This is a genomic window from Nonomuraea ceibae, assembly GCF_019396325.1.
GTDB classification, from domain to species: Bacteria; Actinomycetota; Actinomycetes; order Streptosporangiales; family Streptosporangiaceae; genus Nonomuraea; species Nonomuraea ceibae.
Genome location: NZ_JAHKRO010000022.1, coordinates 52,867 through 78,088, shown reverse-complemented (window position 1 = coordinate 78,088; position 25,222 = coordinate 52,867). Strand labels below are relative to the sequence as shown.

24 protein-coding genes are annotated in these 25,222 nt (G+C 72.9%); 13 read left to right on the top strand and 11 right to left on the bottom strand.

Annotated features, from left to right (window positions below):
- The first annotated feature begins 12 nt into the window (after positions 1–12).
- Positions 13–366 carry a MerR family transcriptional regulator gene (locus KME80_RS17145; protein ID WP_219506362.1) on the top strand — a complete coding sequence of 118 codons (354 nt, stop codon included), beginning with the start codon at positions 13–15 and terminating at the stop codon, positions 364–366.
- On the opposite strand, the gene KME80_RS17140 is transcribed toward KME80_RS17145, so the two are convergent.
- Both KME80_RS17140 and KME80_RS17135 read right to left on the bottom strand, forming a co-directional pair.
- Entirely contained in the window at positions 326–1,300 is a 975-nt protein-coding gene (locus KME80_RS17140; protein WP_219506361.1) for a DUF2332 domain-containing protein, read from the bottom strand. The genes KME80_RS17145 and KME80_RS17140 overlap by 41 nt on opposite strands.
- 14 nt (positions 1,301–1,314) lie before the next feature.
- Positions 1,315–2,601, bottom strand: coding sequence for a hypothetical protein (locus tag KME80_RS17135; protein WP_219506360.1), 1,287 nt, complete (start codon positions 2,599–2,601; stop codon positions 1,315–1,317).
- Between the two features lie 135 nt (positions 2,602–2,736).
- Between KME80_RS17135 and KME80_RS17130 the strand changes: the two genes are divergently transcribed.
- Complete coding sequence (locus tag KME80_RS17130; RefSeq protein WP_219506359.1) at positions 2,737–3,963, top strand: MFS transporter; 1,227 nt, start codon at positions 2,737–2,739, stop codon at positions 3,961–3,963.
- Here the strand turns inward: KME80_RS17130 and KME80_RS17125 are convergent.
- Positions 3,955–5,058 carry an NAD(P)/FAD-dependent oxidoreductase gene (locus tag KME80_RS17125; RefSeq protein WP_219506358.1) on the bottom strand — a complete coding sequence of 368 codons (1,104 nt, stop codon included), beginning with the start codon at positions 5,056–5,058 and terminating at the stop codon, positions 3,955–3,957. The two genes, KME80_RS17130 and KME80_RS17125, sit on opposite strands and share 9 nt — an antisense overlap.
- Positions 5,059–5,098: 40 nt before the next feature.
- The gene (locus tag KME80_RS17120) at positions 5,099–5,680 is read right to left on the bottom strand and encodes a hypothetical protein (protein ID WP_219506355.1); all 582 of its coding nucleotides are present in this window, start codon (positions 5,678–5,680) and stop codon (positions 5,099–5,101) included.
- Positions 5,681–5,813: 133 nt separating this feature from the next.
- Here KME80_RS17120 and KME80_RS17115 point away from each other — a divergent pair, with 133 nt between their 5' ends.
- The 7 genes from KME80_RS17115 to KME80_RS17085 all read left to right on the top strand — a co-directional run bounded on the left by KME80_RS17115 (position 5,814) and on the right by KME80_RS17085 (position 12,384).
- Positions 5,814–6,443 carry a helix-turn-helix domain-containing protein gene (locus KME80_RS17115; RefSeq protein WP_219506353.1) on the top strand — a complete coding sequence of 210 codons (630 nt, stop codon included), beginning with the start codon at positions 5,814–5,816 and terminating at the stop codon, positions 6,441–6,443.
- Positions 6,444–6,523: 80 nt separating this feature from the next.
- A complete protein-coding gene (locus KME80_RS17110; RefSeq protein ID WP_219506432.1) occupies positions 6,524–7,693 on the top strand; it encodes a homogentisate 1,2-dioxygenase in 1,170 nt (389 codons plus the stop codon).
- A complete protein-coding gene (locus KME80_RS17105) occupies positions 7,690–8,457 on the top strand; it encodes a hypothetical protein (protein ID WP_219506351.1) in 768 nt (255 codons plus the stop codon). Before KME80_RS17110 ends, KME80_RS17105 begins: the two co-directional genes overlap by 4 nt.
- Complete coding sequence (locus tag KME80_RS17100; RefSeq protein WP_219506349.1) at positions 8,454–9,542, top strand: fumarylacetoacetate hydrolase family protein; 1,089 nt, start codon at positions 8,454–8,456, stop codon at positions 9,540–9,542. Before KME80_RS17105 ends, KME80_RS17100 begins: the two co-directional genes overlap by 4 nt.
- Before the next feature lie 73 nt (positions 9,543–9,615).
- Entirely contained in the window at positions 9,616–10,767 is a 1,152-nt protein-coding gene (locus KME80_RS17095) for a L,D-transpeptidase (protein ID WP_219506338.1), read from the top strand.
- Between the two features lie 78 nt (positions 10,768–10,845).
- Complete coding sequence (locus KME80_RS17090) at positions 10,846–11,277, top strand: NfeD family protein (protein ID WP_219506337.1); 432 nt, start codon at positions 10,846–10,848, stop codon at positions 11,275–11,277.
- Between the two features lie 3 nt (positions 11,278–11,280).
- Entirely contained in the window at positions 11,281–12,384 is a 1,104-nt protein-coding gene (locus KME80_RS17085; RefSeq protein WP_246645089.1) for an SPFH domain-containing protein, read from the top strand.
- Positions 12,385–12,406: 22 nt separating this feature from the next.
- On the opposite strand, the gene KME80_RS17080 is transcribed toward KME80_RS17085, so the two are convergent.
- Positions 12,407–13,576: a Gfo/Idh/MocA family protein gene (locus KME80_RS17080; protein ID WP_219506335.1), complete on the bottom strand. Its 1,170-nt coding sequence runs from the start codon at positions 13,574–13,576 to the stop codon at positions 12,407–12,409.
- A gap of 201 nt (positions 13,577–13,777) precedes the next feature.
- Here KME80_RS17080 and tdh point away from each other — a divergent pair, with 201 nt between their 5' ends.
- From tdh to KME80_RS17065, 3 genes are read left to right on the top strand one after another with little or no spacing between them, the layout of a single operon-like run.
- Positions 13,778–14,806, top strand: a complete 1,029-nt coding sequence (gene tdh, locus KME80_RS17075) for an L-threonine 3-dehydrogenase (RefSeq protein WP_219506333.1) — start codon at positions 13,778–13,780, stop codon at positions 14,804–14,806.
- Positions 14,806–15,975 (top strand): glycine C-acetyltransferase, encoded by a 1,170-nt coding sequence (locus KME80_RS17070; RefSeq protein ID WP_219506331.1) that lies wholly within the window; start codon positions 14,806–14,808, stop codon positions 15,973–15,975. Before tdh ends, KME80_RS17070 begins: the two co-directional genes overlap by 1 nt.
- Before the next feature lie 16 nt (positions 15,976–15,991).
- Positions 15,992–16,912 (top strand): LysR family transcriptional regulator, encoded by a 921-nt coding sequence (locus KME80_RS17065; RefSeq protein ID WP_219506330.1) that lies wholly within the window; start codon positions 15,992–15,994, stop codon positions 16,910–16,912.
- A gap of 26 nt (positions 16,913–16,938) precedes the next feature.
- On the opposite strand, the gene KME80_RS17060 is transcribed toward KME80_RS17065, so the two are convergent.
- The 6 genes from KME80_RS17060 to lhgD all read right to left on the bottom strand — a co-directional run bounded on the left by KME80_RS17060 (position 16,939) and on the right by lhgD (position 24,737).
- Complete coding sequence (locus KME80_RS17060; protein WP_219506328.1) at positions 16,939–18,816, bottom strand: GTPase; 1,878 nt, start codon at positions 18,814–18,816, stop codon at positions 16,939–16,941.
- The gene (locus KME80_RS17055; protein ID WP_219506326.1) at positions 18,813–20,525 is read right to left on the bottom strand and encodes a GTPase family protein; all 1,713 of its coding nucleotides are present in this window, start codon (positions 20,523–20,525) and stop codon (positions 18,813–18,815) included. Before KME80_RS17055 ends, KME80_RS17060 begins: the two co-directional genes overlap by 4 nt.
- A gap of 10 nt (positions 20,526–20,535) precedes the next feature.
- Positions 20,536–21,192, bottom strand: a complete 657-nt coding sequence (locus KME80_RS17050) for a response regulator transcription factor (RefSeq protein ID WP_246645101.1) — start codon at positions 21,190–21,192, stop codon at positions 20,536–20,538.
- Between the two features lie 65 nt (positions 21,193–21,257).
- Positions 21,258–22,649 (bottom strand): sensor histidine kinase, encoded by a 1,392-nt coding sequence (locus KME80_RS17045; RefSeq protein ID WP_246645088.1) that lies wholly within the window; start codon positions 22,647–22,649, stop codon positions 21,258–21,260.
- 21 nt (positions 22,650–22,670) lie between these two features.
- Complete coding sequence (locus KME80_RS17040; RefSeq protein WP_219506307.1) at positions 22,671–23,363, bottom strand: response regulator transcription factor; 693 nt, start codon at positions 23,361–23,363, stop codon at positions 22,671–22,673.
- Between the two features lie 183 nt (positions 23,364–23,546).
- Positions 23,547–24,737 (bottom strand): L-2-hydroxyglutarate dehydrogenase, encoded by a 1,191-nt coding sequence (lhgD, locus tag KME80_RS17035; protein ID WP_308125798.1) that lies wholly within the window; start codon positions 24,735–24,737, stop codon positions 23,547–23,549.
- Between the two features lie 107 nt (positions 24,738–24,844).
- Here lhgD and KME80_RS17030 point away from each other — a divergent pair, with 107 nt between their 5' ends.
- Positions 24,845–25,222, top strand: a complete 378-nt coding sequence (locus tag KME80_RS17030) for a hypothetical protein (RefSeq protein ID WP_219506305.1) — start codon at positions 24,845–24,847, stop codon at positions 25,220–25,222.

The window sequence follows — 25,222 nt, the reverse complement described above, 5'->3', positions numbered from 1 at the left end:
GAGGTGGGTCACGTGAAGATCGGCGATCTGGCGCGCGTCACCGGCGTCAACGTACGCCTGCTGCGCTACTACGAGGATCAGGGGCTGCTGGAGTCCGTCAGGACGAGCGGCGGTCACCGCACCTACGCGCCCGACGCCCCGGCCAGGGTGGGGCAGATCCGGGCGCTGCTGGGAGCCGGGCTGCCGACGAAGGTCATCCGGGAGGTCATGCCGTGCTTCCTGGACGACGGCGTGGGCCTCCAGGCGTGCGTGCTCGATCACGTACGGAGTCATCTGACGGACCTCGACCAGCGGATCGACGAGCTGCAGGAGGCGCGCGGGGCGCTCAGCGAGCTGCTGGACCGGTCGCTGGCGGCGGCTCACTAGCGAACCAGTCGAGCGACTGACCGTGCGGACCGGCGAACGCCAGCGGCCTGCCGTCGAGGGCGAGCACGAACACCGCGCGGCCGGCGGGCGGCTCGGGAGTGCCCGGGAGCGGCAGCACGCCGGGGGCCTCGTTGGAGATCCAGTGGCCGGGCAGGGCGCGCACGGTCCCGGCGAACGCCGCCCGCGCCTCCGGCGGCAGGTAGGCGAGCACCGCGCTGTGGAAGACGACCGGGGTGGCCCCGGCGGGCGCCTGGGCGATCAGGCCGGCGAGCGCCTCGTTGAGGTCGCCGCGCACGAGGCGGGGCGGGTCCGCGCCGGCCACGCGGACGGCGGCCCGCAGGCGGCGCAGGCGTTCGTGCCGCTCGGGCCAGATCAGCGACTCCAGCCAGCGCACGTCGCCGGGGTCGCGCACGTCGAGCGGGTTGAGGTCGAGTCCGGCCCGCCAGGCGACGGCGGGCACCTCCCGCGGGAGCGGGGCCCGGCCGCCGGTGCGGCAGTCGAGGACGACCTCGGCGGAGCCGAGCACCGGGCGGTCGTCGTAGCGGTAGGCGTACCGGTCCGGGTAGAGGCACAGGCCGGCCGACGCGCCCACCTCGATCAGGGCCAGCGGCTGGGGCAGGGCGGCGAGGACCGGCAGGAGGGTGGCGCACCGGCCCGGCTCGTTCGTCTGGGTGCTGCGGGCGCGCATGGTGGCGCTGACCAGGTCCCAGTGGGCGGTCGTCCAGGCGCGGAAGGCCGCGTAGTCGTCGTGCGGGCCGCCGTGGTGGCGTACGGCTCCCAGCAGCAGGTTCGGCTGCCGTTTGGCCTCGGGGAGCCGGTCGATCAGGGCGAGCAGGCCGTCGTCGTCGGCGATCCTGCTCGCCAGGAGCTCGTAGGCGGGCGAGTGGCCGCGGGCTTCCAGGGCGAAGCCTCGGTAGCGCCCGGCGGTGTCCATGTCCGCCGGGTGGCTCAGAGGCCGCTGTGGAGGTACACCTGGCCGAAGACCTGCGCGAGGTTCTTCAGGTCCGTCGCCGCGTCCACCTCGGGAGCGGCCGGGTTGTACAGCGTGGCCAGGCGGGGCCGCACCGAGGTGAGCTTCTTGAGCTCGTCCCAGGTGGCGTTCGCCGCCCACTTCTCGCCGTAGGCCCGGTTGACCTGGCCCTGGTCGTTCTGCCAGCGGGTCCAGAGGGTGACGGTCTCGGCGGCGTCGGCCTGGAGCGGGGCGGCGACGCGGTCGGTGATCGACTGGGTGGCCTGCTCGGCGGTGAGCTGCGGGCCGCCGGGGGCGGCGAAGCCGGCGTCCTCGGCGGCGATCTGGCCGTAGGCGTCCCAGGCGCGGGCGCGGACCTGGATCCACTGGTTGCGCTGGGCGTCGGCGGCGGAGATCTGCCAGGTGGCGTACTCGGTGGCCAGGTGGCCGCCGTCGAGGGCGAGCTGGTCGACGAGGCCCCTGGCGAGCCAGCCGCCGACGCGCTCGGGGTCGAGGAGCGGGTGCTTCTTGGTCAGCTCGGCCTTGCAGGCGTCGTCGGCGCCGCAGCCGAGGACCGGCACGACGGTGTGGACGGCGAGCTTCTTGCCGGGGGCGGAGTTGCGCAGGGCGGTGGACGCCTCGGTCAGGAAGGCGTCGATCTCGTCGGCGCTCTCGAAGGTGCTGTTGGCTCCGAGCTGGGAGCTGAACCGGACGCCGACGACGCCGGGCTGCACGGCGAGCGCGGCGACCTGCTTGGCGGCCTCGGCGAGCTTGCCGGCCTTGTAGTCGTCGGCCAGCTCGGCGTCGATCCAGATGCGCATGCCGGTTGCGGCGGCGGTCTTGACGCTCTGGCCGGTGGGGCTCTCGGCGGCCTGCTTGGCCTGGGCGGGCGTGACGTTGTCGGGGTCGACGTAGCAGGGCTCGGCGCCCTCGCACTCGGGGGTGCCGCCCTCTTCGGCGTCCTCGGGGAGCGGGTCGCCGATCTCGTGCATCTCGCCGTCACCCTCGCCGCCGCCGGGGCAGACGTTGCCCGGCTGGGTGCAGTCGACGGTGCCCTTGTCCATGGGACCGGAGTCCTTCATGTTCTGGCCGTCGTTGCCGGCCCAGAACCTGGCGATGTCGGCCGCCTCCTCGGGCGTGGCGAGCCAGGTGCAGACGACATAGGCGGGGGCGTCCGCGTCCATCAGGTCGTTGCAGCTGCGCGGGTCGTCCTGCGACCAGGCGGGGACGCCGATGCCGAGCAGCGACAGGGTCAGGCCGATGACGAAGATCTGCCTCAGTCTCATGGCGCCTTCCGAGGGGGGTGATCGCCGGGCATATCGCACACTATCGGCCGAATCAGTATCGTTCAATCACATCAACGGGGTTGCTTTACGACTGTCCTCCACGGCGAGTGCGGGGCTCAGCAAGGGGGAAGAGGCGTGCTCGGGGATCTCGCGCTGCTCCGGGACCGCCGGTTCGCGTTGCTGCTGTCCGCCCGGACGCTCTCGGTGCTGGGCAGCACGTTCGCGCCCGTCGCCCTGGCGTTCGGGGTGCTGCGCCTGCCCGGCGCGACCGCCACCACGCTGTCGGTGGTGCTCACCGCGCAGTCGCTGCCGACCGTGCTGTTACTGCTGTTCGGCGGGGTGATCGCGGACCGGCTGCCGCGCAACCGGGTGATGATGGCCGGCGAGTGGGTGAACGCCGCCGGGTTCGCCGCGCTGGCGGCCATGATGCTGACCGGCTGGACGCCGATGCCCCTCATGGCGGCGGCAGCGGCGGTGACCGGCATGGGGATCGCGGTGATCTTCCCCGCGCTGACCGGCATCATCCCCGAGGTGGTGCCGCCGGAGCGGCTGCAGGCCGGCAACGCGCTGCTGGGCCTGGGCGCGAACGTCTCCCGCGTGGGCGGCGCGGTCCTCGGCGGCGGCACGGTGGTGCTGGTCGGCGGCGGCTGGGCGCTGGCGGTCAGCTCCGGGCTGTACGCGCTGGCGGGCGTGCTCGTCGCGGGCCTGCGGATGACCCGGTCGGAACGTGCCAAGCCCGGCGACTCCGTGCTGGCCGATCTGCGGGAAGGATGGCGCGAGTTCAGGTCCCGGCAGTGGATCTGGGTGGTGGTGGCGCAGTTCTCCGTGCTGGTGATGGCGATCCAGGCCGGTCACGGGGTGCTCGGGCCGCTGCTGGCCGAGCAGAGTCTCGGCGGGGCGGCGGCCTGGTCGGCGTTCCTGGCCGGGGAGGGCGTGGGCACGATCGCCGGGGTGGTGGTGTCGCTGCGGCTGCGCCCGCGCCGCCCGATCCTGGTCGGCACCCTGTGCTGCCTGCCGGTGGCGCTGCCGTACTTCCTGCTCGGCGGGCAGGCCCCGCTGTGGGCCAGCGTGGCGGGCGCGTTCCTGCTGGGCGTCTGCTTCGACGTGTTCGGGGTGCTGTGGCAGACGACGATGCAGCGGGAGATCCCGCCCGAGTCGCTGTCACGGGTGAGCTCGTACGACGCGCTCGGCTCGCTGATGTTCGGCCCGGTCGGGCTCATGCTGGCGGGGCCGGTGGCGGAGCGGGTGGGCGCGCCGGCGGCGCTGGTCGGCTGCGGGGTCCTGGTGCTGCTCTCGACGTGCGCGGCGCTGCTGTCCCCCGGGGTGCGCAACCTGCGCGCGCCGGAGCACGCCTCACGTTGAGCCGCTGGTCCGCAGGCCGCGTGCCGGGACCCGCTCGCGCAGGGCGAAGCGGGGCTCCGGCGCGTGGTCGCCGTCCAGGACGCCCGCCACGTACTCGGCCAGCGCGGGGGCGTGCTTGAAGCCGTGGCCGGAGTCGCCGCCGAGCAGCCACACGCCGGGCGACGTCTCGGCGATGATCCACTCGGCGTCGGGCGTGAGCGCGTACTGGCAGACCTGGCTGAACAGCACCGGCGCCGACACCAGCGACGGGAAGCGGCGGCCCAGGTAGGCGCGGGCGTTCGCGACGCTGGCCTCGTCGACCACGCGCTCGCCGTGTTCGGGCTCGTACGGCCTGCCCTCGGCGTCGGAGGTGGCCTTCATGCCCACGCCGTCGACGTCGCCGTGGCCGTAGGCCGAGGCGCCGTGGTCCACCCAGGCGGGGGTGCCGGGCGTGGTCCAGGCGGTGGGCACGGCGAAGTGCAGCGTGTCCTGCTTGGTCACGGTCATCGGCACCTGGAACAGCTCGGGCAGCCAGGCGCCGCAGGCCCACACGATCCGGTCGGCGGTGAGCACGTCGCCGCCCACGCGGACGCCGTCCGGGGCGGGCACGGCGCGGGCGCGGACCAGGCGGACGCCGGCCGACACGGCGAGGGCGGCGGTGACCTGGGTGGCGCGGCGGGCGCGCAGCACGCCGGCGTGCGGCTCCCAGAGCAGGAAGCTGAGGTCGTCGCCGCGGAACTCGGGGAAGAACCTGGCGCCGTCGGCGGGGTCCAGCACCTCACACGGGATGTCGAGATTTTTCAGGACCTGGGCGCTGGTGTGCTCCCAGCCGTCCGGCGTCCCGGCGAACCACATCAGGCCCGCCTCGTGATAGAGCGGCTCGCCGGCCCGCTCCTCCAGCCGCCGCCAGCCCTCGCGCGCCCGCCAGGCCATCCGGGCGTACCACTCCTCGGAGCCGTGCGAGCAGCGCAGCAGCCTGGTCTCCCCCGCGCTCGCCTGGCGCACGTGCCCGGGGGTGTGCTGCTCGACCAGCGTCACCGCCCAGCCGGTCTCGGCCAGCCGCAAGGCCAGCGACGATCCCCAGATCCCTGCCCCGACCACAATGACCGATTTCATGGGATTCACGGTGACCGGAAAGCCGGTCCCGCCGCAAGGGTCAGACCACGATGAATGTGACCACGACGCCCGCGCAGTTGCCCGCCACGCAGATGCGCACCGGCACCCGCGTCACGCCCGCCGCCGTCGGCACGCCGCTGATGTTCCCGTCGGGGCCGATCGTGACGCCGTGCGGCAGCGCGTCGTGGTTCGTGACGCTGACGGTCGGCAGCACGCCCGACGGCCCGCCCTTGATCTGGATGCGCCCGGTCAGCGGCCGTCCGGCCGAGCCGGGGAAGGTGAGCACGCCCGGGTCCCACGGCACGTTGCGCAGCACGACGAACGTGATCCGCTCCTCGGTGCAGCTCTGGCCGGCGCAGACCTGGACGTGCCCCGCGTACGTGCCCGCCCGGTCGGGCGTGCCGTACAGCCTGCCCGCGGCGTCGACCCCGATGCCGGGCACGAGCTCCGCCGCGGCGCGGAAGGCGACGCCCTTCTCGACGGGCAGGAGCTGACGCGCCACCTCGATGCCCTCGGTGACGTAGAAGGTGTCCTCCACGAGCCGGTCGGACGGGGTCGCCACCGGCAGACCCCGGGCCATGTAGATCGCCTGCGCGCCGTCGGAGGGAAGGGCCGGAAGCAACCCGCACATGGCCAACCCGGCAACCAGGAGTATCCACGTTGACCGCATTTTTACCCCCCGGTGCTTCTGCTCCGTTACGTACCCCTTTCATCGCGTTACGTCACCCTCGGCTCACGCATAGATAATCGTTGTCATGGCCGCCGAATCCGCCCAGACCCTCGAACGCGGGCTGCGCCTGCTGCGCCTGCTCGCCGACGGCAAGGGCGGCCGCACGCCCACCGAGCTGAGCGCCGAGCTGTCGCTGAGCCGGCCCGTGGTCTACCGCCTGCTGACCACGCTGCTCAACGAAGGGTTCGTCCGCCGCGACGCCGAAGGGCGGGTGCACCTGGGGTTCGGCGTGCTCGTGCTGGCGCAGGCCGTGCAGCCGCTGTTGCGCGCGGCGGCGCTGCCCACGCTGCGGCGGCTGGCCGAGCAGGTGGGCGCGACCGCGCACCTGACCGTGGCCGAGGGCGACGACGGGCTCGCGGTCGCCGTGGTCGAGCCGTCGTGGACGGACATGCACGTGGCCTACCGCGAGGGCTCGCGCCATCCGCTGGCCAAAGGCGCGGCCGGGCAGGCGATTCTGGCGGCGCGCGAGGGCCGGGCCGATTATCTCGTCACCGAGGGGCAGTTGCAGGAGGGTGCAAGGGGGATGGCGGCGCCGGTGACGGGGCTGCCCTGGCTGGAGGCTTCCGTCGGGGTGGTGACGTTCGGGCCGCTGCCTCCCTCCACAGGCGCGCTGGTCGTCGAGGCGGCGGCCGGGCTCGCCGACGCGCTGGGTTGACATTGCGGAGGCTATGACGGACGGTTGTTACACATAAAGGACACATGCGTCCGATTAGCGGACAGTTGGTGGAGGAGCGGATGCCGTACTACCGCGTCGTGGGAGAGGTGCCTCGCAAGCGCCACGTCCAGTTCAGGCGGCCCGACGGCGGCCTGTACGCCGAGGAGCTGATGGGCGAGGAAGGCTTCTCGTCCGACTCCTCGCTGCTCTACCACCGCCACCTGCCGACCGCCATCCTCAAGGCCGAGGCCGTCACCCCCGAGATCAGCACGCGGCTCGAGCCCAACCTGCCGCTGTCGCCGCGCCACTTCCGCACCCAGCAGCTCACCAGCGCCGGCGACCTCGTGTCCGGGCGCGTCCTGCTGGCGGGCAACGGCGACGTCCGGTTGTCGTACGCCACCACCGACCGGCCCAGCGAGCTCTACCGCAACTCGATGGGCGACGAATGCGTGTACGTCCAGGCCGGCCGCGCCCGGTTCGAGTCCACGTACGGGGTGATCGAGGCCGGGCCCGGCGACTACGTCGTCATCCCGACCGGCACCATCCACCGCTGGGTGCCCGACGGGCCCGTCAACGCGCTGGTCATCGCGGCGTCCGGGCACATCAGGCCGCCCAAGCGCTACCTGTCGCAGCACGGCCAGTTCCTGGAGCACGCCCCCTACTGCGAGCGCGACCTGCGCGCCCCCGCCGAGCCGCTGACCGTCGAGGGCGAGGAGGTGCCGGTGCTCGTCCGCACCCGCGGCGGGCTCACCCGGCTGGTCTACCGCAATCACCCGTTCGACGTGGTCGGCTGGGACGGCTGCCTCTACCCGTACGCGTTCAACATCAACGACTTCGAGCCCGTGGTGAAGAAGACGCACGCGCCGCCGCCGGTCCACCAGACCTTCGAGGGCCCCGGCTTCGTCGTGTGCTCGTTCTGCCCCCGGCCGCTCGACTTCCATCCCGAATCCGTGCCGATCCCTTACAACCACCACAACGTGGACTCCGACGAGTTCATGTTCTACGTGGGCGGCGACTACTCCGCGCGCCAGGGATCCGGCATCGACGTCGGCTCGATCTCGCTGCACCCGGCCGGATTCACGCACGGGCCGCAGCCCGGCGCGGTCGAGGCGGTCATCGACGCCGTCGCCAAGGGCGTCACGACCACCAGCGAGATGGCCGTGATGGTCGACACCTTCCGCCCGCTCGATCTCGGGCAGGGCGCACTGTCCTGCGAGGACCCCGGATACGCCTGGACCTGGTCACGATGACGCTTTTCACCGCACTCGTCGACGACGCGGGCCTGTTCCCGCCGACGTCGCTGCACATGTCCGAAGCCCTGGCCCGCAACCGGCGCGGCGTCGAGGAGAACGTCGAGGTGCTCACGCACCGCTTCCTGTGCCCGGCCAGCCGACTCGACCGGCTGCGCGCCGAGGACTGGCAGCCGCGCCGCATCGGGCTGATCAAGGACACGCCCGAGCTGCCGCCCTTCGACGACCTGCCCGTCGACTTCGTCGAGGCCAGGCTGCCCGCCGAGCGCACTGTCGAGGACGTGGCCCGCGAGCTGGACCTGCCCTCGGGGATACGGCTGTTCGTCGAGGTGCCGCCGGGCAAGTTCGTCCCGGACGTGCCCGCCGGGGTGGGGCTGAAGATCCGCTGCGGCGGCGAGGCGGCCGACGCCTTCCCGCCGGTCGAGCAGGTCGCCGCGTTCATCCGGTTCTGCGTCGAGAACGACATCCCGTTCAAGGCGACCGCCGGGCTGCACCACGCCGTACGGCACTTCGACCCCACGCTCGGCGTGGACCGCTACGGCTTCCTCAACCTGGTGCTGGCCGTGTGCGAGGCCGTCGCGGGCCGCGACCCGGCGCCCGTGCTGCGCTCCACCGACGTGGGCCAGCTCGTGCAGCTCGCGCGCAACGTACCGGAGGAGACCGCGAAGCGGGCCAGGCACCTGCTGGTGAGCTACGGCTCGTGCAGCACCGGCACGCCCGTCGACGACCTGCGGGCCCTGGGACTGATCGAGGAGGAAGCGTGAGCTGGGGAGTGGACAACCTGCCCTACGGGGTGTTCTCACGGCACGGTGAGGCGCCGAGGGTGGGAGTGCGATACGGCGACCGGGTGCTCGACCTGGCGGCCGCGCTGCACGACGAGGTGTTCGCGGCGCCCACGCTCAACCCGTTCATGGCCCGCGGGCGCAGCGCCTGGCACGACACCCGCACGCTCATCCGCAACAAGCTCACCGGCGACCTGGCCATCACCGAGCCGCACCTGGTGCCGCTCGACCAGGTGAAGCTGCACCTGCCGTTCGAGGTGGCCGACTACGTCGACTTCTACTGCTCGATGGAGCACGCGGGCAACCTGGGCCGCATCTTCCGGCCCGGCAGCGAGCCGCTGCTGCCCAACTGGCGGCACCTGCCCGTCGGCTACCACGGCAGGGCGGGCACCGTCGTGGTGTCCGGCACCCCGATCAGGCGGCCGGACGGGCAGCTCGGCGCCGGCTCCTACGGGCCGACCGCCAAGCTCGACATCGAGGCCGAGCTGGGGTTCGTGGTCGGCGTGCCGGGGACCGGCGACTTCGAGGACCACGTGTTCGGGGTGACGCTGGTCAACGACTGGACCGCGCGTGACATCCAGGCGTGGGAGTACGTGCCGCTCGGGCCGTTCCTGGGCAAGTCGTTCGCCACGTCGATCTCGCCGTGGGTCACGCCGCTGGAGGCGCTGCCGCGCGTCCCCGGCCGCGAGCAGGACCCGCCGCCGCTCGACTACCTGCGCCGCAAGGGCGACTGGGGACTCGACCTGACCATGGAGATCCGGCTCAACGGCGAGGTCATCTCGCGCCCGCCGTACCGGGACATGTACTGGACGCCGGACCAGATGCTCGCGCACCTGACCTCTGGAGGCGCGCCGCTGCGCACCGGCGACCTGTTCGCCAGCGGCACCGTCTCCGGCGGCCAGGTGGACGAGCGCGGCTCGCTCATCGAGATCACCTGGAACGGCACCGACCCGCTCAAGCTCGCCGGCGGCGACACCAGGACGTTCCTCCAGGACGGCGACACCGTGACGATCAGCGCCAAGGCCGGCGACATCTCCTTGGGGGAGGTAACCGGAACTGTCGGATAAGTGACTCGGCGTGCTTGAGCCATGACTCCCCGCTACCCTTGAGGCTCCCCGGTCCCCGGAAAGCAGGAGTGTCATGCTGCGGCGTGCCGCGACGATCTGCGTGGCCGTGCTGCTCGCGGCAGCCGGCTGCGCCTCGGCCGAGCCCCCGCCCCGCCCGCCCGTCGTCCACGTCTCCCCCGCCTTCGACACCAAGCGCGCCCGCCCCGACCAGGGCCTGGTGGTCAGCGCCAAGGGCGGCACGCTCAGCCAGGTGCTCGCGTACGTGTCGGGCGTGCCCGTGCGCGGCACGCTCGACCCCACCCGCACCACCTGGCGCTCCTCCTGGACGCTGAAGCCCGGCGCCGAATACACCGTCACCGTCAAGGCCGCGGGCGCCGAAGGCCCCTCGACGGTGACGATGGGCCGCTTCCGCACCCGCCAGGCCGCCCGCTCCTTCGGCCTGGCCGCCACCACCCCGCAGCCCGGCGAGACCGTCGGCATCGGCATGCCGGTCATCCTCGACTTCGACACGCCCGTCCGCGACAAGGCGGCCGTCGAGCGCGCCCTGGAGGTCCGGGCCGAGCCGCCCGCCGAAGGCGCCTGGCGGTGGATCGACGACACCCGGGCCGTCTACCGGCCCCGGCGGTTCTGGCGGCCCCGCCAGCAGGTCACGGTCACCGCCCACCTGGCCGGCATCCGCCTGGCCCCCGGCGTCTACGGCGTCAGCGACCAGACCTTCGCCTTCACCGTGGGCCGCGCGCAGACCAGCGCCATCGACACCCGCACTCACCAAATGACCGTCCGGCGCGACGGGCGGGTGGTGCAGCGCATGGCCATCAGCGCCGGCATGGCCACCACCCGCGAATACACCACGACCAGCGGCGTCCACCTGACGATGGACAAGGGCAACCCGGTCCGCATGATCTCCCCCGGCCGCTCCGAAGGCGACCCTGATTACTACGACGTCATGATCGACCACGCCGTCCGCATCTCCGACAGCGGCGAGTACGTGCACGCCAAGGACAACGTGTGGGCCCAGGGCCGCGCCAACGTCAGCCACGGCTGCGTCAACGCCCGCCCCGACCAGGCCGCCTGGTTCTACGACACCTCACTGCGCGGCGACCCCGTGACGATCACCGGCACCGATCGCCGGCTCGAATGGGACAACGGATGGGGCTTCTGGCAACTGTCGTGGGAGCAGTGGCTGCGCGGAAGCGCCCTGCGTTCGGCCCCGCCCCTGCCGTAGCGCCGCTTCCGGCATTACGGTGGAACAGGGGGGAACTGGTGCCTGCGCAGGCCCGTTGTCCCTATAGGAGGCCGGAGCATGGATGAATGGATCATCTGGATTATCCTCGCAGTCGTCCTCGGGGTGGCCGAGATCTTCACGCTCACCGCGGCCCTCGGCCTGCTCGGCGTCGCCTCCCTCCTGACCGCGGCGGGCGCCGCGCTGGGCCTGCCCGTCCCGCTCCAACTGCTGCTGTTCGCCCTCTCGTCCGCGGCCGGCCTGGTCGTGATCCGGCCCATCGCCGCACGTCACATCCGCCAGCCGCAACTGCGCCGCTTCGGCGTCGAAGCCCTCGTCGGCAAGCCCGCCTACGTCCTGTCCGAGGTCACCGGGCGGGACGGCCGCATCCGCATCGGCGGCGAGGAATGGTCGGCTCGCGCCTACGACGAGACCCTCGTGATCCCCACCGGCGCCACCGTCGACGTCATCGAGATCGACGGTGCCACCGCCCTCGTATATCCCCGGGAGTGAGCCATGGATCCGCTGTTGCTCGTCGGCATCTTCGTCATACTCTTCGCGGTGTTCACCGTGCTCAAGGCCGTGCGGATCATCCCGCAGGCGCGGGCGCGCAACGTCGAACGCCTCGGCCGCTACCACCGCACGCTCAAGCCCGGGCTCAACTTCGTCATCCCGTACGTGGACCGCGTCTATCCGATGATCGACCTGCGCGAGCAGGTGGTGTCGTTCCGCCCCCAGCCGGTCATCACCGAGGACAACCTGGTCGTCGAGATCGACACCGTCCTCTACTTCCAGGTCACCGACCCGCGCGCCGCCGCCTACGAGATCGCCAACTACATCCAGGCCGTCGAGCAGCTCACGGTCACCACCCTGCGTAACGTCGTCGGCTCCATGGACCTGGAGAAGACGCTGACCTCCCGCGACACCATCAACAGCCAGTTGCGCGGCGTCCTCGACGAGGCCACCGGCAAGTGGGGCATCCGGGTCAACCGGGTCGAGATCAAGGCCATCGACCCGCCCAAGACCATCAAGGACGCGATGGAGAAGCAGATGCGCGCGGAGCGGGACAAGCGCGCCGCCATCCTCAACGCCGAGGGCCAGCGCCAGTCGCAGATCCTCACCGCCGAGGGTGACAAGCAGAGCAGCATCCTGCGCGCCGAGGGCCAGCGCGCCGCCGCGATCCTCGAAGCCGAGGGCCAGTCGCGCGCCATCGACCAGGTCTTCCAGGCCGTCCACCGCAACGACCCCGACCCCAAGCTGCTCGCCTACCAGTATCTGCAGGTGCTGCCGCAGCTCGCGCAGGGTGAGGGCAACACGTTCTGGGTCATCCCCAGCGAGGTCACCTCGGCCCTCCAGGGCGTCTCCAAGGCCTTCACCGAGGCGCTCCCCCGCTCGGCCGCCACGCGCGAGGAGGCCCCGGAGACGTCGGCCATGGACGAGGAGATCGCCAAGGCGTCCGAAGCCGCCGCCGAGGCCGTCGCCGACGCCCAGGACGCCGAGAACCCCAACGGCCCCCGCCAGCTCACCCAGGCCGCCCAGGAGCCGTCGCCCTTCCCGGGCGTCGACCGCGACGCCGCCCCCGCCGACCTGGACGAGCGCCACCGCGAATCCGGCCGCTGACCCGCCCGCCGCGGGCCTTTCGTCAGCGCTGGCCGCCGTCGAAGTAGGCGGCCAGCTCCGGGTCCAGGGGCGGCACGTCGTACGGGGCGCCGCCGTCGCGCAGGGACAGGGTGGCCATGTAGCCGGCGGCGACGCTCATGCGGGCCGCCACCGGGGAGGTGTCGGTGACGCCGCCCTCGCGCACGAACCGGCGGAACTCCGCGACGATGTCCAGGTCGGCGCCGCCGTGGCTGCCCTGCGCCTGCGGGACCCGGTAGGCGATGTCGCAGTCGTCGCGGTAGCCGGTGGGCCCGGTGTTCCACACCTTGACGGTGTCGCCGGGGCCGTCGCCGAAGTTCTCCAGGCGGCCTTCGGTGCCGATGACGGTGTAGTTGCGCCAGTAGTCGGGTGTGAAGTGGCACTGCTGGTAGGCGGCGACGACGCCGTTGTCGAGGCGCATGTTCATGACCGAGACGTCCTCGACGTCGACGACGTGGTGGAGGTCGCGGCGGCTGGTGGGCGGCCAGTCGAACTCGCGCAGCCAGCCGTGGGGGCGCGGCGTGCCGGGGGCGCGGCGCGGCAGGTCGCCGTAGAGGGCGAGGTCGCCGAGGGCGTTGACCCGGGTGGTGTAGCCGCCGGCCAGCCAGTGCAGGACGTCGAGGTCGTGGGCGGCCTTCTGCAGCAGCAGGCCGGTGGTGCGGGACCGGTCGGCGTGCCAGTCCTTGAAGTAGTAGTCGCCGCCGTAGGAGACGAAGTGGCGCACCCAGACGGTCTTCGGCTCGCCGATGTCGCCGCGGGCGATGATGTCGCGCATCAGCCGGACGACGCCCATGTGCCGCATGTTGTGGCCCACGTACAGGCGGGTGCCGGTGTCGCGGGCGGCGCGTAGGACGGCGTCGCAGCCCTCGACGGTGATGGCCAGCGGTTTCTCCAGGTAGACGGCCTTGCCCGCCTCCAGGCAGGCGATCGCGATCTCCTCGTGGGTGTCGTCGGGCGTCATCACGATGATCGCGTCGAGGTCGTCGCGGCGGAGCAGGTCGCGGTGGTCCGTGGTGGTCACCGGGTCGCCGAAGCGGGCGGCCTGCTCCTTGAGCGTCGCCGGGTCGGTGTCGCAGACCGCGGCCACCACCGAGCCCCGGCCGGGCTGGTGGGCGGCCACGGCGAGGCTCACGCGCAGGCCGAGGCCGATGACGCCGAATCGCAGGTCTTCCACGGATGCCCCTCTGGTCTCTTTGTGCCTGTAAGTCGGCATTTTTGCACATCAATGCGCATCAGGGTTGATGATCTCCTGCTCAGCCCGCGTACGCCCTTCAGCGTGAAGCAGAGCTTGGGGGGCAGTTAAGAATCCCTCGATGGACACGCGGGAGGGGAAGCGGCACAGTGCGTTAGGTTCGGATCGAGGGGGATGCACGCGATGAAAGCGCTGGTCAAGGAGAGGGCGGAGCCGGGGCTCTGGCTGGTCGACGTCCCGGAGCCCGAGGTGGGGCCGGGCGAGGTGAAGATCAGGGTCCTGCGGACCGGCATATGCGGCACAGACCTGCATATTCGGAAATTTGATGATTGGGCGCAGCAAACGCTGAAGCTTCCGCTCATCGTGGGACATGAGTTCTCCGGGCACGTGGTCGAGGTGGCGCCCGGCGTCGAGGACATCGCGGTCGGCGACCTCGTCAGCGGCGAGGGCCACATCGTCTGCGGCAAGTGCCGCAACTGCATGGCCGGCCGCCGCCACCTGTGCCGCAACACCATCGGCCTCGGCGTCAACCGCGACGGCGCGTTCGCCGAATACGTGACGCTGCCCGCCACGAACGTATGGGTGCACCGCACCCCCGTCCACCCCGACGTGGCCGCCATCTTCGACCCGTTCGGCAACGCCGTGCACACCGCGCTCTCCTTCCCCCTCGTCGGCGAGGACGTGCTGATCACCGGGGCCGGCCCGATCGGGCTCATGGCCGCCGCCGTCGCCACCCACGTCGGCGCCCGCCACGTGGCCATCACCGACGTCAGCGACGAGCGGCTCAACCTGGCCGGCAAGCTCGGCGTCAACCTGGCGCTGAACGTCTCCCGCGACACCATCGCCGACGGCATGCGCCGCCTCGACATGCGCGAGGGCTTCGACGTCGGCCTGGAGATGTCCGGCAACCCGGCGGCGATGCGCGACATGATCGCGCACATGACCCACGGCGGCCGGATCGCCATGCTCGGCCTGCCCGCCGAGGAGTTCGCGATCGACTGGGCCACGGTCGTCACCTCGATGCTCACCATCAAGGGCGTCTACGGCCGCGAGATGTTCGAGACCTGGTACAACATGTCGGTCCTGCTGGAGAAGGGGCTCGACCTCACCCCGGTGATCACCGACCGCTTCCCGTACGACGAGTTCGACGCCGCCTTCGACACCGCCGCCAGTGGCCGCACGGGCAAAGTCATCCTGGATTGGAGCGCTTGATGTTCACGAACGTACGCGAGCAGCTGCGTGCGACGCTTGACGAGATCACCGAGGCCGGGCTGCTCAAGCCCGAGCGGGTGATCAGCACCCCGCAGAGCTCGGCGGTGAGCGTGGCCGGCCAGGAGGTGCTCAACTTCTGCGCCAACAACTACCTGGGCCTGGCCGACCACCCCGAGGTCGTCGAGGCCGCCAAGCAGGCGCTGGACCGGTGGGGGTTCGGCATGGCCTCGGTGCGGTTCATCTGCGGCACCCAGGAGGTGCACAAGGAGCTCGAAGCCCGGCTGTCCGACTTCCTCGGCCAGGAGGACACCGTCCTCTACAGCTCGTGCTTCGACGCCAACGGCGGCGTGTTCGAGACGCTGCTCGACGCGCAGGACGCGGTGATCTCCGACGCGCTCAACCACGCCAGCATCATCGACGGCATCCGGCTGTCGAAGGCCCGCCGCTACCGCTACGCCAACCGCGACATGGCCGAGCTGGAGTCCCGGCTGAAGGAGTCGGCCGACGCGCGGCGCAGGCTGATCGTCACCGACGGCGTCTTCTCCATGGACGGCTACCTGGCACCGCTCGCCGACATCTGCGACCTGGCCGAGCGCTACGACGCCATGGTCATGGTCGACGACTCGCACGCCGTCGGCTTCGTCGGCCCCACCGGGCGCGGCACGCCCGAGCTGCACGGGGTGAGCGACCGGGTCGACATCATCACCGGCACGCTCGGCAAGGCGCTCGGCGGCGCCAGCGGCGGCTACGTCGCCGCCCGGCAGGAGATCTGCGACCTGCTCAGGCAGCGTTCGCGCCCGTACCTGTTCTCCAACTCGCTCGCCCCGGTGATCGCCGCGGCGTCGCTGCGCATCCTGGACCTGCTGGAGACCTCCAGCGACGCCCGCGAGCGGCTGCGCGCCAACACCGAGCGGTTCCGCAGCCGGATGGCGGCCGAGGGGTTCGACATCCTGCCGGGCGACCACCCGATCGTCCCCGTGATGATCGGCGACGCCGCCGAGGCCTCCGCCATGGCCGAGCGGCTGCTGGCACTGGGCGTCTACGTGATCGGCTTCTCCTACCCGGTGGTGCCGCACGGCCAGGCCAGGATCCGCGTCCAGCTCTCGGCCGCCCACTCCGCCGCCGACGTGGACCGGGCGGTGACCGCGTTCGTACGGGCACGCGCCTGACCCGTATCCTCGCAGCGTGATAGACACGCGGCGGCTGCGCACGCTGCGCGCGGTGGCCGACCACGGCACGGTCACCGCCGCGGCGGCCACCCTCCACCTGACGCCGTCGGCCGTCTCCCAGCAGCTCGTCGCTCTGGAGCACGAGGTGGGGCACCGGCTGTTCGTGCGCGACGGGCGCGGCGTCCGGCTCAACGCCGTCGGCAAGATCATGCTGGCCCACGCGAACGAGGTGCTGGCCCAGCTCGAACGGGCCGAGGCCGAGGTCGCCGCCTACGCCACGGGCGCGGCGGGCGAGGTCACCGCGGCCTGCTTCGCCACCGCGATCAGCGCCGTGCTCTCCCCCGCGATCGTCGCGCTGCGCGCCGCCGCGCCGGGCGTCCAGGTGCGGGTACGCGACGCCGAGGGGCACCAGAGCCTGGCGATGCTCCTCGACGGCGAGGCCGACGTGGCGATCGCCGTCGAGTACCGGGGCGGCCCCGACGCGGCCGACCGCCGCCTGTTCCGCGTCCCGCTGTACGCCGAGCCGTTCGACCTGGTGCTGCCGGAGGGCCACCCGCTGTCCGGCTCGCCCGTGGACCTCGCCGCCGCCTCCGGGGAGACGTGGATCGGCCCCTACCCCGGCAACCCCGTGCACGACGTGATCGCGTTCGCCTGCGAGCAGGCGGGCTTCTCGCCCCGGTTCGCGCACTGCTCGGACGACTTCCGCGCCGTGGTGGCGCTGGTCGGGGCCGGGGCGGGAATCGCCCTGGTGCCCCGGCTGGCGCTGCGCGACATGACGCTGCCCGGCGTCACGGTGCACCACACGCCGGGCCCGCTCGCGGCCGGCATGGAGCGCCGCGTGTTCGCCGCCGTCCGGCGCGGGGCCGAGTCGCACCCGCTGCTGCGTCCGCTGCTGGACAGCCTCCAGCAGATCTCCGGCTCTCTCGGGATCGGATGAGACACCGGCAGTCCTACACGCCGCCCCTACTCGGCGCGAGCCCTCTCCACGGCCTCGGTGAAGCGGGCGTGACGGGCCAGCTCCTCCTCCACCGGCCCCAGCACGTACGCCTGACCCACCTCGCCGATCGCGGCCCGCAACGCCCGCGCGGCCTTACGGGCACGACGGCGCCCGCCCAGCCACGCGGCCAGCCTCGACAGCAGCGCCACCAGCACGCCCGCCAGCGCCCCGCCCACCAGCAGCGCCGTCGGCCACGGCACCTCCCACACCGTCGGCATCGGCGGCTCCGGCAACCGCAGGTAGTCCATCCCGAACAGCGCCGCCAGCCAGCCCGCGCCCGCCACCATGCCCGCGAACACCAGCCACTGCAGCACGTTCACCGCCCGCCACCAGCGCGGCCGCCGCGTCACGCCCAGCGACGTGCGCCCCACCGCCCGGTCCACCGCGTCGGCCAGCTCCGCCGACCGCGACCGGGCCGCCCGCCGCACCGCCGCCGCCCACGCCGCCGGCAGCCCCCGCGCGGCCTGCTCGCCGACATCCCGGATCGCCGTCTCCACCTGCGCCCGCTGCACCGCCGACGCCGCCGGCACCGACGTGCGGCTCACCGGCTCGACCCCCTGCCCCGTACGGGCCGCCGCGCTGTCCGCACGGTCGCCTCGGCCGCGCCCGGACGGGGCCGCCACCCCGATCCGCAGCCTGCGCAGCGGGTCCGGCCGGAACCTGCGCACCCACCGCGTCACCGGCCACCCGGTCGCCACGACCGCCCGATGCCGGTGCCCCTTCGCCACGGCCGCCACCACCAGCGGCACCCCGGCCGCCTTCGACAACGCCGCCGTCAACGCTCCCGCCAACCCCCCGACGCCCTGCTCCCCGGGCACGGTTGTCTCCCCCTGCTGTGGTCCCCCCTGAGCGAGCGCCGCCCGCCCCAACGCCAGAACCCCCGTCCCCTCCGCACCGAACGACCCCCCTGCGGACGCGGCGACCCGCCCCTGCGGGGAAGCGCCCGCGCCCTCCGCGCTGGGAGGCGGTGCCTCGGGGGTGGTGGTCTGTTCGGGCGGGGCGGCGCTCTTCTCGGGGTGGGGTGGGAGGGTGGAGGCGGTGGTGAGGAGGGTGGCGGCGTCGCGGACGTCGGCGGCGAGCCGGTCGGACCAGGCCTTGCGGCGGGCCACCCGGTCGGCCAGCAGCGCGCGGAGGTCGGCGACCCCGGCCCCCGTGCGGGCCGAGACGCCGAGGACGGGCACGCCGGTGAGCCCGTCGTCGTCGAGGAGGCGGCGCAGGTCGCGCAGGCACCGCTCGACGGCCTCGGGCGGCAGCCGGTCGATCTGGTTGAGCACGACGACCATGACGTCCCGGTGCCCGGCGAGCGGCCGCAGGTAGCGTTCGTGCACGGCGGCGTCGGCGTACTTCTGCGGGTCGAGCACCCACACGAGCAGGTCGACGAGCTCGACCAGCCGGTCGACCTCCAGCCGGTGGGTGAGCCGGATGGAGTCGTGGTCGGGCAGGTCGAGCAGGACGAGCCCGCCGAGCCCGCCACCGGAAGCGGAGGCGGAGGCGGAGTGCCGGTGCGGCACCTCCAGCCAGTCGAGCAGCGGCCCGGCCCCTTCGCCGTCCCAGAGCGCGGCCTGGGCGGTGGCGGTGGTGGGCCGGGTGACGCCGACGCCGGCGAGTTCGGCCCCGGCCAACGCGTTGTAGAGGGACGACTTGCCGCTGCCGGTGGCTCCGGCGAGCGCGGCCACGGTGTGGGCGACGGAGAGCCGCCGCCGGGTCCCGGCTCGTTCGGCGACTTCGCGGGCGGCCTGGACGGCGTCGTCGGCCAGCCGTCCTTCGCCGAGCGAGGCGGCTTCGAGGAGGGCGTCGAGCCGGGTTTCCAGGGTGGGCCGGTCCTTGCGGCGCAGCAGTTTCACGCCTGGTCACCGCCCGGCAGTTCGGCCCGGTGGCGGCGGACGGTGGCGGCGGCGTCGCGCAGGCCGGCGGCGGTGCCGGGCGGGGGTTCGACGGTGGCGAGCAGAGCCAGGTAGCGATCGGCTTCGTGGTCGAGGAGTTCGCGGACGCGTTCGCGCAGGTCGTCGCGGGCGCGGGCGGTGAGGGTGCGGACGGCCTGGTCGCCGAAGATCGCTTCGAGGAGTTTCTGGGACAGCACGCTGGTGCCGCCCGCGATGCCGACCTCGATGCCGGTCAGCCCGCCGGTGGAGGCGAACACGGCCAGCATCAGCAGCAGCCCCGCGCCGTTCACCCCGAACGACGCCATCCGTGCTGTGGTGCGCCGTTCGGCGCCTTCCTCCCGTACGAGGTCGAGGACGTACTCCTGCCAGCCGCGAACGGCGGTCTCGGCCTGTTCGCCGAGTGCGGCGGAGGCGCGGCCGAGGCGGGCGGACTCGACGGGGCCGGCGCGTTCGAGGAGGCCGGGCCCGCCGGGCGCGGCGGCCCAGCCGTCGAGGGCGCGTTCGGCGGCGCTGTCGGCGACGCCCTTGATCAGGGTCTCGACGCCGCTCTCCAGGGCGTCGCGGAGCTCGACCTCGGGGGCGCGCCCGGTGAAGAAGCCGACGATGCGGTCGCGCAGCCAGCCGACGCGGCTCTCCAGGGAGCGCATCAGGTCGCCGGTGCCGATGAAGTCCTGCCAGCGGGCCAGCACCTCGCCGCGCAGCAGCGACCCGTCGCGCATGCCCTCGTCGAAGTCGGCGAGCCCGCCCGCGTAGGCGGCGGTCACGATGGAGCGCAGCGCGTCGAAGCCGGCTTCCTGCCGTTCGACGGCGGTGGCCAGCGACGGCACGCGGGTGGCGAGGCTGTCGAGCGCGCCGGACAGCGTCTGGCGTACGACGCGGGAGCGTTCGGCGGCGTCGGCGGCGAGCCCGGCGAGCCAGCCGGCGATGGGCGCGACGGCGTCGGCGGGCAGCCGGGCCTTCTCGGTGGGCAGCGCGGCCTCGGGGACGGTGAACAGGCGGCTGCCGGCCAGGCCGTTCTCCTCCAGGAGGCGTTCGAGGTCGCGGGCGACGGGCCCGGCGGCCTCGGGCGGCACGCGGTCGAGCACGACGGCGAGGGCGGTGCTGCGTTCGCGGGCGGAGCGCAGGAAGCTCCACGGCACCTCGTCGGCGTAGCGGGCGGCGGTGGTGACGAACAGCCACAGGTCGGCGGCGGCCAGGAGTTGCGCGGCCAGCTCGCGGTTGGCGGTCACGACGGAGTCGATGTCGGGCGCGTCGAGCAGCGCCAGCCCGGCCCCCAGCGCGTCGGCGGTGACCACGCGCAGCGCGCCGGGCCCGACGCCGGTGGCGCGGGACAGGCCGGGCAGCACGTTCTGCGCCATGAACCAGTCGCGGTCGGCCGGGCTCACCACGAGCGTCGGCACGAGCGTGGTGGGCCGCAGCACGCCGGGCTCGGTCACGTCGACGCCGACCAGCGAGTTGACCAGCGTGGACTTGCCCGCGCCGGTGGAGCCGCCGACGACGGCGAGCAGGGGCGCGTCGATCGCCCGCAGCCGGGGCAGCAGGTAGTCGTCGAGCTGCCCGGTCAGCTCGCGAAGCGCGCGCCGATCGGTGGTGGCGTCGCCGATCTCGAGCGGGAACAGCTCCCGGTCGAGCGGCTGCCGCAGCTCCTCCAGCGCGCCGAGCAGGTCCATACGGACCACGCTAGCCCGCGGGTGGCTCTCTCAGCACGTAACCGACGCTGCGCAGCGTGTGAATGAGCCTCGGCTCCACGTCGTCGACCTTGCGCCGCAGGTAGGACACGTACGATTCGACCACGCCGGCGTCGCCGCCGAAGTCGTAGTTCCACACGTGGTCGAGGATCTGCGCCTTGGACAGCACCCGCCCGGCGTTGGCCATGAAATAGTGCAGCAGCTTGAACTCCGTCGGCGACAGCCGCACCTGACGGCCGCCGCGCCACACCTCGCGCGCGTCCTCGTCCAGCTCCAGGTCGGCCACCTTCAGGCGGGTGGCGGGCGCGCCCTCGCCCCGGGTGCGGCGCAGCACGGCGCGGATGCGGGCCTGGACCTCCTCCAGGCTGAACGGCTTGGTGACGTAGTCGTCGCCGACGCGCAGCCCGGCGATCTTGTCCTCGGTGGCGTCGCGGGCGGTGAGGAAGAGCACGGGCGCGTCGATCCGCCTGGCCACCTCGAACCCGTCCAGGTCGGGCAGCATGACGTCGAGCACCACCAGGTCGGGCGCGGCCCGCTGGGCCACCTCGACGGCCTCGTTGCCGTCGGCGGCGGTGAGCACCTCGAACCCGGAGAAACGCAGGCTGGCCGAGAGCAGGTCCCTGATGCTGGGCTCGTCGTCCACCACCATGATCAGCGCTTCGCTCTTGCTCACCCTTCCAGGGTGACCCAGCGACCTGAGGGAATGCTGAATGCTCACTCCAAGGCGAGTGGGAGTTCGACGCGGAAGGTCGATCCCTCGCCCGGTGTGCTGCGGACGACGACGGTGCCGCCGTGGGCGTGCGCCAGCGCCTGGACGATGGCCAGGCCGAGGCCGCTGCCCCGGTCCTCGCCGGACCGGCGTCTGGACCTGGCCGAGTCGGCCCGGTAGAAGCGTTCGAAGACCCGCTCGACCTGTTCGGGGGTGAGGCCGGGGCCCTGGTCGGCCACCTCCAGGAAGACCGTGCCGTCGCCCGCCCCGACCCGGATGGTGATGGGCGTGCCCGGGTCGGTGTGGATGAGCGCGTTGGACATCAGGTTGCCGACGACCTGGCGCAGCCGTACCTCGTCACCGGAGACGATGAGCGCGGCGCCCCCCACGACGTCCAGCCCGATCTCGCGGTCGGGGGCCAGGATGCGGGCGTCCTGGACGGCGTCGGCGGCCAGCGCCAGCATGTCGACGGGCCGCATCTTCAGCGGCCTCGACTGGTCCACCTGGGCGAGCAGCAGCAGGTCGTCCACGAGCAGGCTCATGCGCCCGGCCGCGTGCTCGACCCGTTTCATCAGCTCGGCGGGGTCGGCGCCGGGGTTCTGGCGGGCGTACTCGGCGAAGCCCCGGATGGAGGTCAGCGGGGTGCGCAGCTCGTGGGAGGCGTCGGCGACGAACTGGCGCATCCGGTCCTCCGACCGGCGCGCCGCCGCCTCGCCCTCCGACCGCGCGGTGAACGCGCTTTCGAGCTGTGCCAGCATCCCGTTGAGCGCGGCGGCCAGGCGGCCCACCTCGGTACGGGGGTCGCCGTCGGGCACCCGGCGGCCGAGCTCCCCGGCGGCGATGGTGCCCGCGGTGCGCTCGATCTCGGCCAGGGGCCGCATGCTGCGCCGCACGGTCGCCACGCCGACGATCGCGAGCAGGATGACGATGCCGCCGCCGCCCAGCAGCTCGATGAGGACGAGCCGCCGGGTGATCTCGTTGACCTCGCCCAGGTCGGTGGCGACGACGAACGTGCCCTGCGGCGTCGTGCTCTGCCGCACCCGCCACTCGCCGTCGCCGCCGGCGGCCGGGGCGGTGTAGATGTCGCGTCCGCGTGACGGGTCGAGCACCGGCTTGGGCTTGACGTCGACGTCGCGCTCGCTCTGCGTGGGCGTGAGCACCCCGGCGGCGTCCTTGACCAGGACGATCGTGTCGGACTCGATGAGCAGCGGCTTCTCGGTGTTCTGCTTGCCCGCCGCGCGCCGCTGCGCGTCGTTGACCAGCCGCTTGTGCACCCGTACGGAGACGAGGTTGACCTGGCTGTCGACCCGGTCGAGCAGGTAGCCGTGCAGGACCGACACGCTGACCACCCCGATGAACGTCATGCCGAGCCCCAGCAGGGCCAGCATGACGGCCATCAGCTTGATCCTGAGCGGCATCTACGGGCCCGAGGGCAGGCGCAGGACGTAACCGACGCCGCGCAGGGTGTGGATCAGCCGGGGGCTGCGGTTGTCGATCTTGCGGCGCAGCACCGACACGTACGACTCGACGATGCCGACCTCGCCGCGGAAGTCGTAGTCCCACACGTGGTCGAGGATCTGCGGCTTGGACAGCACCCGCCCGGCGTTCGTCATGAAGTAGCGCAGCAGCTTGAACTCGGTGGGCGACAGCGCGACCGCGTGGCCGCCGCGCCACACCTCGTGGCTCTCCTCGTCCAGCTCGATGTCGGCGAACGTCAGCCGGGGCGGCGGCTGCGCCTCGCCGCTGGTGCGGCGGAGCACCGCGTGGATGCGGGCGACGACCTCCTCCAGGCTGAACGGCTTGGTCACGTAGTCGTCGCCGCCGATGGTCAGGCCGCGGATCTTGTCCTCGGTCTCGTCCCTGGCCGTGAGGAACACCACGGGCGTGTGGACGCCGCCGCCGCGCATGCGCCGGACGATCTCGAAGCCGTCCAGGTCGGGCAGCATGACGTCGAGCACGACCAGGTCGGGCCGCTGCCGCTGCACCGCCGCGACCGCGTCGTGGCCGCTCTTGGCGGTGCACACGTCGAATCCGGCGAACCGCAGGCTGGCGGCGAGGAGTTCGAGGATGTTCGGGTCGTCCTCGACGATCAGCAGGCGCGCTTCCATCATCGGCCGCCCGCCGGGTGCCGGCCCACCGGGCCTGACGTGCGGGAGCCGCGCGGGGACGCTCCGGATTGCCGGGGCGGACGAGCCGCGAACCTCAACCTGTCCTCCTGTCTGCACCTGTCGGCCTGGAAGGGGCCGGTGTCCTCTTCGTCCTCGAAGGGGATGATGTCCCCCTCAAGGATGCCCTCATCGGACAGGTGCTGGGACAATTCCGGCGATGTGCCGGGCGATGGCCAGGCTCGACGTGGCCGCGGGCGACGGGGCGTTGCGCACGAGCACCACGTCGCCGTGCACGTCCACGGCGAAGTCGTCGACCAGGCTGCCGTCGCGGGCGACGGCCTGCGCGCGCACGCCGCCCTCGGTCCGGTGCAGGTCGGCGGAGGTGAGCTCGGGCACGTAGCGGCGGGCGGCGCGGACGAAGGCGGCCTTGGCGAGCGAGCCGTAGACCTCCTTGACGCCGGTGCGCCAGTGGTGGCGGGCCATGCGGAGGGTGCCGGGCCAGCGCAGAATTTGCCCGACATTACGGAAACTTCGCCACCTGTAGCCCTCGTACGCCCCGGCCAGCACCGCGTTCGGCCCCACCAGCACCTCCCCGTCGATGTGCCGGGTCAGATGCACCCCCAGGAACGGATACCGCGGGTCGGGCACCGGATAGATCAGCCCCCGCACCAGCTCCCTGGCCGATTCCCCGAGCGCGTAGTACTCGCCCCGGAACGGCACGATCCGCACGTCACCCGGCTGCCCCGCCATCCGCGCCACCGCGTCGGTGCCCAGCCCCGCGCACACCACCAGCCGGTCGAAGACGAACCTGCGCCTCCCGGCCAGCACCTCCACGCCCGAGGCGCCCTGCCTGATCCCCCTGACCGGATGCCCGAGCCGTACCGAACCGCCCAGCTCGGCCACGTCCACCGCGAGCCGGCGCGCGACGGCCGGGAAGTCGGCGATCGCCGTGTGCGGCGAGTGCACCGCGCCCACGCCCACCGCGTGCGGCTCGACCTCACGCAGCGCCAGCGCGTCGAGCTCGGCGATCCCCGGCACGCCGTTGGCCCTGGCCCGCTCGGCCAGCGCCGCCAGCCTCGGCCGCTCCGCCCGGGTGCTCGCCACGACGAGCTTGCCCACCTCCCGGTAGGGCAGCGCGTGCTCGGCGCAGTAGTCCTTGAGCATGGCCACGCCCTCGCGGCACAGCCTGGCCTTGAGCGAGCCCGGCGGGTAGTAGAGGCCGGCGTGCACGACGCCGCTGTTGTGGCCGGTCTGGTGGGCGCCGACGCGGCCCTCCTTCTCCAGCACGGTCACCTCGGCGCCCCGCGCGCCCGCGAGCTCGCGGGCCACCGCCAGGCCGACGATCCCGGCCCCCACGACTCCGATCTTCTCCGTCACGAGGCCAGTGTGCCTGCGTGGCAGCCGTTCGTCCGTTCTCGGGGGCAATGTATCCGAAACGGTAGGTGCTACTCGGCTCGACAATCGAACACGAGTACGATGGCGGCATGTACGTCCCGCCCGACTGGCCCGCGGAGGTCCGGCCGCCCAGCGTCCCCGACTGGGAGACCTCGGCCGTGGCGTGGCTGCTCGACGCCGTCCCGCCCGACTACCGCGCCTACGAGGTGCTCCGGCGCCACCCGGTCGCGCTGGCCCGCATGGCCGTCCACCACGTCCGCTCGGCCATCGAGGCGGCCCGCGCCGGCTATCGGGGCGCCGCCGTCGACCTCAAGGGCCACCTGCCGCCCCACGCCATCGAGGCCGTGCTCGACGCCTACCGCGAGGAGGGGCCCCGGCTGGTCCGGCTTTCGCGTTCGGTCGAGGCCGTCGAGCGGGCGCTGCGGGGCGACATGTTCACCGCCACCATGCGCGACACCTCGCGCTGA

Excerpts from the sequence above, each read along its gene's own strand:
- KME80_RS17115 (WP_219506353.1), top strand. The coding sequence starts at position 5,814 with ATGGCCGCCGAATCCGCCCAGACCCTCGAACGCGGGCTGCGCCTGCTG.
- KME80_RS17030 (WP_219506305.1), top strand. The coding sequence starts at position 24,845 with ATGTACGTCCCGCCCGACTGGCCCGCGGAGGTCCGGCCGCCCAGCGTC.
- KME80_RS17140 (WP_219506361.1), bottom strand. The coding sequence starts at position 1,300 with ATGGACACCGCCGGGCGCTACCGAGGCTTCGCCCTGGAAGCCCGCGGC.
- KME80_RS17110 (WP_219506432.1), top strand. The coding sequence starts at position 6,524 with ATGCCGTACTACCGCGTCGTGGGAGAGGTGCCTCGCAAGCGCCACGTC.
- KME80_RS17135 (WP_219506360.1), bottom strand. The coding sequence starts at position 2,601 with ATGAGACTGAGGCAGATCTTCGTCATCGGCCTGACCCTGTCGCTGCTC.
- KME80_RS17090 (WP_219506337.1), top strand. The coding sequence starts at position 10,846 with ATGGATGAATGGATCATCTGGATTATCCTCGCAGTCGTCCTCGGGGTG.
- KME80_RS17085 (WP_246645089.1), top strand. The coding sequence starts at position 11,281 with ATGGATCCGCTGTTGCTCGTCGGCATCTTCGTCATACTCTTCGCGGTG.
- KME80_RS17050 (WP_246645101.1), bottom strand. The coding sequence starts at position 21,192 with ATGGTGGTGGACGACGAGCCCAGCATCAGGGACCTGCTCTCGGCCAGC.
- KME80_RS17070 (WP_219506331.1), top strand. The coding sequence starts at position 14,806 with ATGTTCACGAACGTACGCGAGCAGCTGCGTGCGACGCTTGACGAGATC.
- KME80_RS17055 (WP_219506326.1), bottom strand. The coding sequence starts at position 20,525 with ATGGACCTGCTCGGCGCGCTGGAGGAGCTGCGGCAGCCGCTCGACCGG.
- KME80_RS17095 (WP_219506338.1), top strand. The coding sequence starts at position 9,616 with ATGCTGCGGCGTGCCGCGACGATCTGCGTGGCCGTGCTGCTCGCGGCA.
- KME80_RS17125 (WP_219506358.1), bottom strand. The coding sequence starts at position 5,058 with ATGAAATCGGTCATTGTGGTCGGGGCAGGGATCTGGGGATCGTCGCTG.
- KME80_RS17040 (WP_219506307.1), bottom strand. The coding sequence starts at position 23,363 with ATGATGGAAGCGCGCCTGCTGATCGTCGAGGACGACCCGAACATCCTC.
- tdh (WP_219506333.1), top strand. The coding sequence starts at position 13,778 with ATGAAAGCGCTGGTCAAGGAGAGGGCGGAGCCGGGGCTCTGGCTGGTC.
- KME80_RS17045 (WP_246645088.1), bottom strand. The coding sequence starts at position 22,649 with ATGGCCGTCATGCTGGCCCTGCTGGGGCTCGGCATGACGTTCATCGGG.
- KME80_RS17105 (WP_219506351.1), top strand. The coding sequence starts at position 7,690 with ATGACGCTTTTCACCGCACTCGTCGACGACGCGGGCCTGTTCCCGCCG.